Source organism: Paraburkholderia yinzeri, assembly GCF_046581065.1.
GTDB lineage: Bacteria > Pseudomonadota > Gammaproteobacteria > Burkholderiales > Burkholderiaceae > Paraburkholderia.
On record NZ_JBFOCJ010000003.1, the window covers coordinates 318,125 to 330,644 of the forward strand.

General features: G+C 64.0%; 10 protein-coding genes. 6 read left to right on the forward strand and 4 right to left on the reverse strand.

Annotated elements, in window-relative coordinates; genetic code table 11:
- Positions 1-47: 47 nt before the first annotated feature.
- Positions 48-2,219, reverse strand: a complete 2,172-nt coding sequence (katG, locus tag WJ542_RS28220; RefSeq protein WP_411192854.1) for a catalase/peroxidase HPI — start codon at positions 2,217-2,219, stop codon at positions 48-50.
- Positions 2,220-2,605: 386 nt separating this feature from the next.
- Here katG and WJ542_RS28225 point away from each other — a divergent pair, with 386 nt between their 5' ends.
- Positions 2,606-3,589 (forward strand): LysR family transcriptional regulator, encoded by a 984-nt coding sequence (locus WJ542_RS28225; RefSeq protein ID WP_411192855.1) that lies wholly within the window; start codon positions 2,606-2,608, stop codon positions 3,587-3,589.
- A 40-nt stretch (positions 3,590-3,629) separates the two neighbouring features.
- Here the strand turns inward: WJ542_RS28225 and WJ542_RS28230 are convergent, their stop codons facing one another.
- Entirely contained in the window at positions 3,630-3,902 is a 273-nt protein-coding gene (locus WJ542_RS28230; protein WP_411192856.1) for a hypothetical protein, read from the reverse strand.
- 262 nt (positions 3,903-4,164) lie between these two features.
- Between WJ542_RS28230 and WJ542_RS28235 the strand changes: the two genes are divergently transcribed.
- The gene (locus WJ542_RS28235; RefSeq protein ID WP_411192857.1) at positions 4,165-5,691 is read left to right on the forward strand and encodes a PAS domain S-box protein; all 1,527 of its coding nucleotides are present in this window, start codon (positions 4,165-4,167) and stop codon (positions 5,689-5,691) included.
- 2 nt (positions 5,692-5,693) lie between these two features.
- Here WJ542_RS28235 and WJ542_RS28240 read toward each other — a convergent pair whose 3' ends face one another.
- On the reverse strand, positions 5,694-5,882 hold the full coding sequence (locus tag WJ542_RS28240) for a CsbD family protein (protein WP_411192858.1): 189 nt from the start codon (positions 5,880-5,882) through the stop codon (positions 5,694-5,696).
- A gap of 268 nt (positions 5,883-6,150) precedes the next feature.
- Between WJ542_RS28240 and WJ542_RS28245 the strand changes: the two genes are divergently transcribed.
- Positions 6,151-6,891, forward strand: coding sequence for a sensor histidine kinase (locus WJ542_RS28245; RefSeq protein ID WP_411192859.1), 741 nt, complete (start codon positions 6,151-6,153; stop codon positions 6,889-6,891).
- Positions 6,892-6,918: 27 nt separating this feature from the next.
- On the opposite strand, the gene WJ542_RS28250 is transcribed toward WJ542_RS28245, so the two are convergent.
- Complete coding sequence (locus WJ542_RS28250) at positions 6,919-8,094, reverse strand: PAS domain S-box protein (protein ID WP_411192860.1); 1,176 nt, start codon at positions 8,092-8,094, stop codon at positions 6,919-6,921.
- Positions 8,095-8,625: 531 nt separating this feature from the next.
- Here WJ542_RS28250 and WJ542_RS28255 point away from each other — a divergent pair.
- The 3 genes from WJ542_RS28255 to WJ542_RS28265 all read left to right on the forward strand — a co-directional run bounded on the left by WJ542_RS28255 (position 8,626) and on the right by WJ542_RS28265 (position 12,511).
- The gene (locus WJ542_RS28255) at positions 8,626-9,945 is read left to right on the forward strand and encodes an MFS transporter (RefSeq protein WP_411192861.1); all 1,320 of its coding nucleotides are present in this window, start codon (positions 8,626-8,628) and stop codon (positions 9,943-9,945) included.
- A 38-nt stretch (positions 9,946-9,983) separates the two neighbouring features.
- Positions 9,984-11,195, forward strand: a complete 1,212-nt coding sequence (locus tag WJ542_RS28260) for a M20 aminoacylase family protein (protein WP_411192862.1) — start codon at positions 9,984-9,986, stop codon at positions 11,193-11,195.
- Positions 11,196-11,446: 251 nt separating this feature from the next.
- A complete protein-coding gene (locus WJ542_RS28265; RefSeq protein WP_411192863.1) occupies positions 11,447-12,511 on the forward strand; it encodes a diguanylate cyclase in 1,065 nt (354 codons plus the stop codon).
- Positions 12,512-12,520 lie beyond the last annotated feature (9 nt).

Sequence of the window (12,520 nt, forward strand, 5' to 3'; positions counted from 1 at the left end):
AACGCAGCGGGCGGCCCTGACTTTCGGCCGCCCGCCGCCGCCGCGGTTTAGCGCAGATCGAAGCGGTCGAGATTCATCACCTTGACCCAGGCCGCCACGAAGTCGCTCACGAACTTCGCGTTGCCGTCGGCGCTCGCATAGACTTCGGCGAGCGCGCGCAGGATGGCGTTCGAGCCGAACACCAGATCCACGCGGGTGCCGGTCCACTTCGGCTGTCCCGTCTTGCGGTCGTAGCCTTCGTAGATGTCGCCGGCCGCCTTCCATTCCGTGCCCATGTCGAGCAGGTTCACGAAGAAGTCGTTGGTGAGCGCACCCGGCGTGCTGGTGAAGACACCGTGCGAGCTTCCGTCCGCGTTGATGTTGATGGCGCGCAGGCCACCGATCAGCGCCGTGAGTTCGGGCGCGGTCAGCGTCAGCAACTGGGCCTTGTCGATCAGCAGGGCTTCGGCCGGCACGGCGTACTTGCCCTTGAGATAGTTGCGGAAGCCATCCGCAATGGGCTCGAGCGCTGCGAACGAGGGCACGTCGGTCTGCTCGGACGAGGCGTCCACGCGGCCCGCTGCGAACGGCACGGTCACATCGACGCCTGCGGCCTTCGCGGCCATTTCAATGCCTACGCTGCCGGCCAGCACGATCACGTCGGCGAGCGATGCCTTGCCCGAGGCCTTCTGGATGGCCTCCAGTTTGGCGAGCGTATCGGCGACAGGCTGGTTGACCTCCCAGTCCTTCTGCGGCGCGAGGCGGACGCGAGCGCCGTTGGCGCCGCCGCGCTTGTCGGAGCCGCGGAAGGTCGAGGCCGAGGCCCAGGCCACGGCGACCAGATCGGAAGCCGGGAGGCCGGAAGCGCGAATCGCTTCCTTGAGCGCGGCGAGGTCCGACGCGCTGGGCGCGTGCGTCGCCTTGGGCAGCGGATCTTGCCAGATCAGGTCTTGCGCGGGCACCTCCGGACCGAGGTAGCGGGCCTTCGGTCCCATGTCGCGATGGGTCAGCTTGAACCAGGCACGCGCGAAGGCTTCGGCGAATGCCTGCGGCTGTTCGAGAAAACGGCGCGAAATCTTTTCGTAGGCGGGATCGACGCGCAGCGACAGATCGGTCGTCAACATCGTGGGCTTGCGCTTCGGTGCATCGGGGGCCGGCCCCGGGATGACGGCGTCGGCGTCTTTCGCTACCCACTGGATCGCGCCGGCCGGGCTCTTTTCCTGGACCCATTCGTACTTGAACAGATTCTCGAAGAAGAAGTTGCTCCATTGTGCGGGCGTCTGGGTCCAGGTGACTTCGAGGCCGCTGCCGATGGCGTCGACACCCTTGCCGGACTTGTAGCTGCTGGACCAGCCCAGGCCCTGGGCTTCGAGCGGGGCGGCTTCGACGGGGGCGCCCACGTGGCTCGCCGCGCCGGCGCCGTGCGTTTTGCCGAAGGTATGGCCGCCGGCGATCAACGCGACCGTTTCCTCGTCGTCCATCGCCATGCGGGCGAAGGTCTCGCGAATGTCGCGCGCGGCGGAAAGCGGGTCGCCGTTGCCGTCCGGGCCTTCCGGATTCACGTAAATGAGGCCCATCTGCACGGCGCCCAGCGGATTCTCGAGATCGCGGTCGCCGGAGTAGCGGCTGTTGGGCTGGCTGCTGGCGGCAAGCCATTCTTTTTCGGCGCCCCAGTAGACGTCGTTGTCCGGCTCCCAACTGTCTTCGCGGCCGCCGGCGAAGCCGAACGTGCGAAAGCCCATGGTTTCGAGCGCAACGTTGCCGGTCAGGATCATCAGATCGCCCCAGGAAATCTGCTGGCCGTATTTCTGCTTGATCGGCCACAGCAGGCGGCGCGATTTGTCGATGTTGACATTGTCGGGCCACGAGTTCAGCGGGGCGAAGCGCTGCTGTCCGCGCCCTGCGCCGCCGCGGCCGTCGCCGGTGCGGTAGGTGCCGGCGGCATGCCAGGCCATGCGGATGAATTGAGGACCGTAGTGGCCGAAGTCGGCCGGCCACCACGCCTGGGAGTCGGTCATCAGCTTGCGCAGATCGGCCTTGAGGGCCTCGTAGTCAAGCTTGCTGAAAGCTTCGCGATAGTTGAACTTGTTGCCGAGCGGGTCCGATTTCTCGGAGTGCTGGCTCAGGAGATCGACACGCAACTGGTTGGGCCACCAGTCCCGATTGGTCGTGCCGCCGCCGCTGGTGTGGGTGGCAGGCGTGGTATGGCCGGGGAACGGGCACTTGGGTTCGGATGACATGACTCTCTCGCAGGATCGTGGTTGGTTACATCGATACGCCCACAGTGCATGAGGCCTGCGGGCGGGGAGAACAGGCAACCCATGTTATGGGAACGCGGTCATTGGGGAAAATTGATTTTCCCCAATGACGGAATACCGAAAACCTATTACGCCGTCGTTGCAGGCAGACAAGCGTAGCACCGGGGTGACCGGCATGCTCTGTGGCGCGCCTCATGGTGGGCCGGCGGGTGGCCGGCGGATGGCCGGCCACCCTAAATTTTCCTTAATCTCGCGAGGCCGCCAGCTTAAAGCACGGACCCGTGACCGAGGGCGATAATCGCTGCCAGCTTCCGTATTCGCCATGCGTTGCAGAAGCCGTGCCATTCCTTTCACTACGGCCACTTAACATGGACCAGCTACGAGCCATGCGCGTGTTCGCGCGCGTCGTCGACCTGGGCAGCTTCACGCTCGCGGGCAAGCAGCTTGGCATGTCCTCCGGGGCTGTCACGCGCAGCGTCGGCATGCTCGAGGCGCATCTGAACATGCGCCTCCTGAACCGCACGACGCGCCGGCTTTCCTTGACCGATGCAGGGCGCCTCTATCTGGATGGCTGCCGCGTGGTGATCGAAAAGCTCGACGAAGTGGAGTCGGACCTCGTGCGCGCCACGCGCGACCCAGGCGGCATATTGCGCATTGCCGCGCCGTCGTTGTTCGCGAATGGCGGGCTGACGCCGCTCCTCGGCGCATATCGCGAGGCGAATCCACGCGTGAATTTCGACGTGACGGTCTACGACACGCAGATCGACCTGATAGAAGGGGGATTCGACGTGTGCTTCGCAACGGACCGGCAACAGGTCAACGCAACGCTCGTCTGCCGCAAGCTCACGCCGGTGAAAGAGGTCGTGGTGGCGGCGCCCGCCTATCTCGGGCGACGCGGCGTGCCGCGTGCGCCGGCCGATCTTGCGGCGCACGAACTGCTATCGGTCGCGCATAACCCGCGCACGTGGGAGTTCAGCGACGCGCGATGCTCGCAGCGCATCCACGCCCACGGTCCGCTCACGGCAAGCAGTCACGCCACCGTGCGCGCCGCCGCGCTTGCAGGGCTGGGGATTGCGCTGCTGCCGCAACCGCTCGTTGCCGACGACATCGCGCGCGGCAGCCTGCAGGCCGTGCTCGACCGCTACGACGTGGACGGCGGCATGCACGACATCTCGATCGTCTATCCGGGGCGCCGGTATCTGACCATGAAGGTGCGGTGCTTTATCGACTTCGCCATCGAGCAGTTCCGCGGCGATCCGCGCAACGGACTGGCGATGCCGCCGTCGCGTAGCCGCGTGGCGCGGGACTCGCGAGCGCCGGCCATGGCGCTGATGGATCGAAGCCTGCAGTAATTGCCTGCTTTCCGCATGTATTCCCGTGCTGCCGGCAAGGTCACGGCATGGGCAAAAGCGTGGCGAAACATTCCAGGTCCACGTCGACGAAAGCTGGCTGCGCGGTCTTCCGGGACGCAAGGTAGGCCGCATGTCGAATCTTCCCCATGTTCAGGACGAACGATTCTTCGGGAGTCCGATCGGGATCGAGCGAGAGCAGGACCTGGAACGATACGGTTCCCACTCTCAGCACCAGGTCGTCCATGATCGCAAAAGAGACCACCCCCAGTTTCTCTACCACTCTGGGCCTTGAAATATGAAATTTGCAGAACATGCTCTTTCCGGGCGGCAAGGCGATATTCGTCAGAATTTATTTCACTGCCCCGGCGGATGAAAGACCGGTTCGCACTACACGACCGGTGAAAAAAGGACTAGTTTCCGTTCCCGTGAGGCGAACAGGCGGCCGTCATCTCTCACCCATGACAAAATTACCAGGCGAGATTGTGCAATTCGCTCTGTTCTTTGCGAGGCTTTGCATTCATGATGAGCGGAGTGGGCGGCTGCCGGTACGGCCTGCAAAACAACGGGGATACGCGATGGATTCCGCTTCCACCAGGCCGCAGGTCGACCGGCGGCAGTTGCAGCAGATCGTGGCCGGACTCACCGAGGGCATCGTGCTGGCCGATCCCGACGGCTCGATCGTCTGGGCCAACGAAACGGCCTTGTCGATTCACGGCGTCGATGCGCTCGCGGATTTCGGCGGCGATGCCACCGGCTTTCAGAAGCGCTTTTCGCTGAAATACCGCAATAACCACGCGCTGCTGCCCGAGCAATATCCGCTCGCGCGCGTGCTCGCGGGCGAGGTGTTTCACGACGTGATCGTCGAGGTGACGAAGCCCGGAGACGACACGTTTCGCCGTGTCCACCAGATACGCAGCCTCGTGCTGACCGACGCCGCCGACGAGCCGCAGTCGCTGGTGCTCGTGATCCAGGACGTGACGGAGCGGTTCACGGCCGAAGAGCGCTTCGAAAGAACCTTCAACGCCAATCCGGCGCCTGCCGTGATCTGCCGGCTGTCCGACCTCCGGTACGTGAAGGTCAATCAGGGCTTCCTGGAGATGACCGGCTACGCGCGGGACGAAGTCATCGGTTGCTCGGCCTATGAGTTCGACGTGCTCGGCGGGTCGGACAGGAGAGATCAGGCCGTCGGCTACCTGAACGAAGGCCGCACGATCCCGCAAATGGAAAGCGTGCTGCGCATCGCGGACGGCGGCAGCAAGTTCGTGATCGTGGCGGGCCAGCCGATCGAGATCGGCGACGAGAACTGCATGCTCTTCACCTTTATGGACCTCGAACCGAGGCGGAAAGTCGAAGCGGCGCTGCGGCAGACGGAAGAGCGCTTTTCGACGGCCTTTCGTCTCGCGCCCGTGCCGATGACCGTCGGCTCGCTGGACGACATGCTGTTTCTCGACATCAACGACGCATTCGTTGCGGTGACCGGCTACCAGGCAGAAGAGGTGATCGCACGGAGTCCGTCGTCGCTGGGATTGTGGGCGGACGGCGCGGCTTTCGATCAGTTTCGGCAAGACGTCGAATCGGCCGGCAGCGTGCGCAATGTCGAGATGCAGTTGTGCACCAAGAGCGGGGACACGCTCGACTGTCTCGTTTCTGCCGAGACGGTCACCATCCATGAGCGGCGCTGCGTGTTGTGCGTGCTCCAGGACATCACGGAGCGCAAACGTTCCGAAGGGGAGTTGATCGCGGCCATCGAGACGGTGATGCAGGACACGTCGTGGTTCAGCCGGACCGTGATCGAAAAGCTGGCGGAGATTCGCCATCCCGCGCGCGCAGGCCAGACAGGCGCGGCGCTCGCGGACCTGAGCCCGCGCGAGCGCGAAGTCCTCGTTCTGATGTGCGAGGGCAGCGACGATTCGAAGATTGCAGAAACGCTGCACCTGTCGCGCAACACGGTGCGCAATTATGTTGCCGCCATCTACAGCAAGATCGGCGTCAACCGCCGTTCGGCGGCTATCATCTGGGCGCGCGACCGTGGAATCGACCGCAATGGCCACGCAGGGATATCGCCACGGCCGGGTCATCTTCAACGCGGCCGGGAACGATAACGTCAGTTATCCTTATCAAGCTTGTCGCGGACCTTGTCCTTGGCCTCGCCGATGTTGCGCTGGACCGTACCCGTCGCTTTTTCGACTTTGCCTTCCACCTCGGTTTCCCGATTACCTGTGACCTTGCCGGCCACTTCCTTGATCGAGCCTTTGATCTCCTTCGCTGCGCCCTTGATCCGGTCGTTATCCATGATTGCTCTCCAGTCGATGAGGGGAAAGTCCCTTGCCGAAACGGCGGGGACAGGCTCAATGTAGCGAAGCATCGCGCCTGGCAACAGAGCCGTACGCACCGGGTAATCCGGTATCGTTGTCACGAACCTGGCGGAAGGACAGGTGTGCGAATCCGGGCCGGCGCTCGGGGCTTGCGCCCATGGAGAGTCCGGCAGTGCAGGTCGGTATGGTTGAACCAGGCCGATTGGTATGCCGGTATCTATTCAGTGCCGGGGCGGCGGCGATACAGTGGCCGCATCCGGTGGCCAGGCCGCCGGACGGCGCTGCGTCACGCTGATCGCCCATCGACAACGGGCTTCCTTCTTTCCTTTCGCCATGAAACCACTTTCCGCTCAAGATCCGGATTCCGGGGAAGCCGCGCAACGGGAGGTACCGTCGGTGCAGACGCTTCAGATACGGGAATTGCATCATCGCATGCGCAATAGCCTTCATCTGATCGCCTGCACATTGCAGCTTCAGTCACGCCAGTCCAGCAATGCCGAAACGAGGTATGCGCTCGATACCGCCGCCCGCCGCATCGGCAGCGTCGCGCGGATTCACGAGCATCTTTATGGGAGCGGCCTGCGTGGCGGCGAGCCCGCGAGAGACTATCTGGCCAGCCTTCTGCGCGACCTGCGCGGCGCGCTGCTGGACCCCGGCAGCCTGCGCACGTTGCGTCTCGCGGCCGGCGAAGCGTTCGTGCTCGATCGCGAGACGCTCATATCGCTCGGCTCCATCGTGGCCGAACTGGTGACCAACGCGGTCAAATACAGCACCGGCGACGTCGATGTGACATTGGCGTGGCACGCAGGGCAGGTGGAAGTCGTCGTCGAAGACAAAGGGCGCGGATTTCCGGCCGGTTTCGATCCCGTGCACGATGCCGGTTTCGGTCTTCGGCTCGCGCATCATCTGTGTACCGCATCGAGGGGAACCCTGCAGATCGAGACGAATGCCGGACATGGCCGTGTCAAGGCGGTGCTCGCTCGGTAAACGCCGTGGACCTGTTCGAATTTCCGGTCATCGGCCACGGCGTGCGCGCCTTTTAGGTAATTCGTACTCCAATACACCGCGGGCTCGTGCCCAGACTATCGCGCCGGCTCGCCGGTGGACGCCGATCTTCGTGTATATCCGCGAGACGTGATTGCGGACGGTATTGCGTGATAGCCCGAGCGCGCCGGAAATGTCCTCGTCGGTCCGCCCCTCGCACATCAGGCCAAGCACCTCGAGTTCGCGCGGCGTAAGATCGGACAGTTCCGCTTCCGGGCCGGCCACGCGGCGCGGCTGACGCAGTTGAGCCAGTTTCTCGATGACCGCCTGGCTAAACCAGCTCATGTCCTTCATGACGCTCTCGATTGCCTCCATGAGTTCGGCTTCGGAACGCTTGCGTTCGGACACGTCCTGAAACACGGCGAGAACGCATTGCTGGCCGTCGACGGTCGCGGTCTCGATCGACAGGAGGCAATCCATGTGAGCGTCCTCGCGCGTGCGGAGCCGGATTTCCATTTTCCTGAGGCTACGGGATTGGCGAAGCGTCGTCGCGATATGCCGGCAGGTGCGATCGTCGAGCAGCCGGACTTCCGACGCCCCGCGTCCCCGGAGTTCGTCATGGGCGTAACCGGTCGCGGCGATGAACGCGTCGTTGACGTCGATGATCGTGAAGCCGGCGAACGTAGCGATGACCATGGGAATCGGGGTCATCAGAAATGCCTTGCGGAAGGGCAAATCGTCATCGTGTTGCGCGAGTCCGTGTTCGCTGCGTGATGCCAGGGGCACGGCGTATTTCTTGCCGGAGATCGGCAGGATGCCCTTGCTCTCCGCCTCGTCCAGCTTGCGCCGGGAAATGTCGCGCATGACGAGGACGATGCCCGAAGCGCCGCCGTCACCCTGCACCCTGCGCGCGTTGACCTCCATCCATGCGTAGCTTCCATCCTTTCTTTGCATGCGAACTTCCGTCGGCACGGGATCGACGCCGTCCCGCATGAGCCGCTCGTGGGCGGCGGCTACCGTGGGCAAATCTTCCGGAAAGACAAAGGCGTCCGGGCCCTTTCCCACCATCTCCTCGGGTTTCCAGCCGAGAATCCGCTCGCACGACGGCGACGCATAGTGCATCACGAGGTCGAACCCTACCCGGCACACCATGTCGGCGCTGTTCTCCGCCAGAAACCGGAAATCCTCTTTCTGGTTTCGCATCATTCACGCTCCCGGCAGGTTTCAGACGGTTTTTCTGATGAATAAGGCGCGAGCCTTGGGGGTAATGCCTGCTTTTATCACGCCGGATCCGCGACGGTATTCCCGGATATCCGGAGAGAAAGGAATAGGGCGGTGCGGAGAGAAAGAACGGCCTTTTTGAAATAAATGGGGTCAAAATTATTTTTATTGATTTTCGAAATGACCAGACGATTCCTGTTGCCAGGTGATCGTATCAATACCTCGCACCCAGGAAGGTCAAATATTGTCAGGGGCGTTGCCGGTTAAGCAGAAGCTGACGACCGGCTCGTGGTGGCTCGACTGTGAAATCATCATTCGCCGTCGTTCTCGCGCTAGTGATTCCATTCAGTTATCGCGATGAAAATTTGTCACTTCTTTCAAAAGTGAAGCTGGGTTGAAACTCGATCCGGTCGGTGTTCCTCTGCGCCGGCGATGTGTTACCCAAAGCAGTTTATCTACGAAGGCGAAGGGCGCGGTCCGGCCCGCTTCGTTCACACCGTCCTGCGGAGATCCGCCATGAATGACGTCACGCTCACGGCCGCCGACGAAGCCGGCTCCCCGCGCCTCGCCGGCGTAGCCGCGCCCGCCGCCTCGCGCGCGAGCCAGTTCCGGCTCATCGCGGCCTGCTCGATCGGCAACGCGCTCGAAATGTACGACTTCACGGTCTACAGCTTCTTCGCCATCCTGATCGGCCGGCTCTTCTTTCCCTCGGACAATCCCTATGGTTCGCTGCTGCTCGCGGTAGCGACCTTCGGCATCGGCTTCGTCATGCGTCCGCTCGGCGCCTTCGTGATCGGCAGCTACGCGGACCGGCGCGGCCGCAAGGCCGCGATGACGCTGACCATCGCGCTGATGGTGGGCGGCACGCTGTGCATCGCTTTCGCGCCCACTTACGCGCAGGCGGGCGTGCTCGGCTCGTTCGTGATTCTCGCGGGGCGCCTGTTGCAGGGCTTCTCGCTGGGCGGCGAGGTGGGGGCGGCCACGGCCATGCTGATGGAGTCGGGCGCCGTGGGCCGGCGCGGCTTTCGCGTGAGCTGGCAACTGGGCAGCCAGGGCATCGCCGCGCTCCTCGGCGCCTTCACGGGCGCGCTCCTGTACGCCTTTCTCACGCCCGCCGCGCTCGAAAGCTGGGGCTGGCGCCTGCCGTTCCTCGCGGGCCTCGCCATCGCGCCCGTGGGCCTCTACATCCGCTCGAAGCTCGACGAAACGCACGAGGCCGCGCCCGACGTGCCGAGCCCGCTCGGCACGCTGATGCGCGAGCATGGAACGAAACTGCTGCAAGGCATTCTCTCGGTGACCGCGGGCACGGTGGGGATGTACCTCGTGGTGTTCTTCATGCCCACCTACATGATCCGCGTGCTGAAGATGCCGCCGTCGCTCTCGCTGCTCGCGGGCTGCGCGACCGGGCTCACGATGCTCGTGGCGTCGCTCGCTTCGGGGCGGCTGGCGGACCGTTTCGCGCGCCGCAAGCCCATCGTGATGGCGGCGATCTTCTTCAACATCGCCTTCGTCGTTCCGGCGTTCTGGCTGATGACGCACTTTCCGAGCGTGCCGCTGGTGCTGCTGCTGGCGGTGATCATGACGGCGGCCACCAACCTCGGCTCGACGCCGATGCTGCTCATCATCATGGAAATACTGCCGAAAAGCGTGCGCGCAAGCGGGCTTTCGGTGATCTACAGCGTAGGCGTGACGGTGTTCGGCGGCAGCTCGCAATTCCTCGTGACGTGGCTGCTCGCGAAAACGGGCAATCCGCTCACGCCCGCGCTCTATCTCGTCGCGTGCAGTTGCGTGACTTTGCTCGCGGTAGCGAGCATCCGCGAACACCGCGTTGCCTGACCTTCCCCAACTCTTCGATCATGGAGGACGACCTTGCCATGAAGCGCGAACCCGCTTTGATGCCATTCAGACAGTTGCCCACGCTGCTGCCCCAAATCGAAATCGACGCCGAGACCTTCATCGGCATACGCCGGCAGATCCATGCCCAGCCGGAGCTCGGCTTCGAGGTGGGCGCCACCGCGAAGCTCGTCGCCATGCTGCTCGAGAAGTGGGGCTACGAGGTGCATACGGGCATTGGACGTAGCGGCGTGGTTGGCCAGCTCAAGGTGGGCGACGGCCAGCGGCGCCTCGGCATACGCGCCGACATGGACGCGCTGCCGATCGTCGAGAACACCGGTCTGCCTTATGCGAGCCAGACCTCCGGCAAGATGCACGCGTGTGGGCACGACGGCCACACGGCGATCCTGCTCGCGGCGGCGAAGGAGCTGGCCGACCGGCGCGACTTCAACGGCACGCTGAACCTCATTTTCCAGCCCGACGAAGAGAACCTCTGCGGCGCGAAGGCGATGATCGACGACGGTCTCTTCGAACGCTTTCCGTGCGACGCCGTTTACGCGCTGCACAACATGCCGGGCGTGCCGGCGGGCACGTTCCGCGTGCTGCCGGGGTCGGTGAGCCTTTCGTCCGACGTGGCCGACGTGACGCTCAAGGGCGTGGGCGGCCACGGCGCGATGCCGCACCGCGTGAAGGATCCCATCGTGGCGGCGGGCGCGCTCATCGCGGCGCTGCAGACCGTGGTTGCGCGCAATGTGCCGCCGGACGATACGGCCGTCGTGTCGATCGGCTACATTCGCGGCGGCGCGACGCACAACGTGATTCCGGAGTCGGTCCAACTGGGCCTGAATGTGCGCGCGGCGCGGCCCGAGACGCGCGCGCTCGTGGAGGCGCGCGTGCGCGAGATCGTTGCGTTGACCGCGCAGGCGCATGGCGTGGAGGCGCAGATCGACTATCGTCAGCTCACCCCACCGATGGTCAATACGTCTGAAGAAACGGTGCTCGCGCAACAGGTCTGCGCGGAGCTGGTGGGCGAAGAGAACGTGGTCACGCAGGCACCGAAGGGCTTGAACGGCAGCGAGGATTTCGCGTGGATGCTGGGCGCCGTGCCGGGCTGCTACCTGCTGCTCGGCAACGGCGAAGGCGAGTTCGGCGGCTGCATGGTTCACAACCCCGGTTACGATTTCAACGACCAGGTGTTGCCGCTGGGCGCGGCATGCTGGGTCCGTCTCGCGCAGAGGTTTCTCGCGACCTGATCCACTGCGGTTTGTCCGGCCCCGCGTTGTATTTCACTTTCACGCGTGCGGCTTGTTCAAGGCCGCACGCGTTTTTGCGTTACCGGGCTTTTGCGCGATGCCTGACATAAGCAGCGAATTTGCCGAGACCCTATGAGCCGCCCGCGGTTGCAGCATTCCATTTGACTAGCCGAAACAGGGCTGACCGATGGCACAATAGAAGTTAACCTCCTTTTCATCCGGTGCAGCGACAACATCCAAGACGCATTGCAATGAATGCAGCATCGAATGTCATGGCCGGCAAGGGCAAGCGTTTCGTCGAACGCGTCTATCGTCTGAGGATCGCGGGGCTTGGCCTTGGGTTCCTCTGTGTCGCCTCCGTTTTCTGGCAGCAGCACCGTGGCTTCGTGCTATGGGGGCTGCTTGCCTTTCACGGTTTTCTCTGGCCGCATGTTGCGCGGCGCGCCTCGCTGGCCTGCGAAGTGCCGTTTCGTGGCGAACGCGTCAATCTTCTGATCGATGCGGCGTTCGGCGGCTTCTGGGTGATCGCGATGCGCATGAACGTGCTGCCGTGCGTGCTGATCCTCGTGATGCTCAGCATGGACAACATCGCGGCAGGCGGTGTGCAGTTGTTCGCGCGTGGCGTGCTGGCCCATCTGGTGGGTTTCGTCATCGGCATCCTGACGCTCGGCTTCCTGTTCGAGCCGATGTCGAGCATGCCGACGATCCTCGCCTGTTTGCCGTTTCTCGTGATCTATCCGCTTGCGCTGGGGTTGGCCACCTACCGCATTTCGCGCAAGCTCGGGGAGCAGACCCGTACCCTCCAGCGGCTGAGCCGCACCGATGGCCTCACGGGGCTGCTCAACCGGCGCAGTTGGGAGCACGAGCTGTCCGCGGAATTCGAACGTTGCCGCGAGCGCCGTTATGCGTCGTCGCTGTTGCTTGTCGACCTCGATCACTTCAAGCGCATCAACGACACGCTCGGCCATCCGGCCGGCGATGCGGTTCTGCAGGCCTTTGCCGCCATGCTGCAGTCGCATTTCCGCGAGAGCGACCCGATTGGCCGTTACGGCGGCGAGGAGTTCGGCGTGGTGCTGCCCGGCGCGACGCTCACCGAGGCGCGCGCCGTGGCCGAACGCCTCGTCGCGACGGTGCGCGACCAGGCGGGGCACGACGGCGCCGCGTGTCCTTGCACGATCAGCGTCGGCATCGCGCAATGCGAGCAGGACATGCCCAATCACATCGCCTGGCTGCAGAAGGCCGACGCGAGCCTTTACGGCGCGAAGCTGGGCGGACGCGACCGCGTGGTAGTGGGCGAGGCGCTCGCGCAGCCGTGAGTGCGCGTA

Bases quoted from the DNA above. Each gene is read 5' to 3' on its own strand.
- WJ542_RS28255 (WP_411192861.1), top strand. From the start codon at position 8,626: ATGAATGACGTCACGCTCACGGCCGCCGACGAAGCCGGCTCCCCGCGC.
- WJ542_RS28240 (WP_411192858.1), bottom strand. From the start codon at position 5,882: ATGGATAACGACCGGATCAAGGGCGCAGCGAAGGAGATCAAAGGCTCG.
- WJ542_RS28230 (WP_411192856.1), bottom strand. From the start codon at position 3,902: ATGTTCTGCAAATTTCATATTTCAAGGCCCAGAGTGGTAGAGAAACTG.
- WJ542_RS28225 (WP_411192855.1), top strand. From the start codon at position 2,606: ATGGACCAGCTACGAGCCATGCGCGTGTTCGCGCGCGTCGTCGACCTG.
- katG (WP_411192854.1), bottom strand. From the start codon at position 2,219: ATGTCATCCGAACCCAAGTGCCCGTTCCCCGGCCATACCACGCCTGCC.
- WJ542_RS28260 (WP_411192862.1), top strand. From the start codon at position 9,984: ATGAAGCGCGAACCCGCTTTGATGCCATTCAGACAGTTGCCCACGCTG.
- WJ542_RS28235 (WP_411192857.1), top strand. From the start codon at position 4,165: ATGGATTCCGCTTCCACCAGGCCGCAGGTCGACCGGCGGCAGTTGCAG.
- WJ542_RS28250 (WP_411192860.1), bottom strand. From the start codon at position 8,094: ATGATGCGAAACCAGAAAGAGGATTTCCGGTTTCTGGCGGAGAACAGC.
- WJ542_RS28265 (WP_411192863.1), top strand. From the start codon at position 11,447: ATGAATGCAGCATCGAATGTCATGGCCGGCAAGGGCAAGCGTTTCGTC.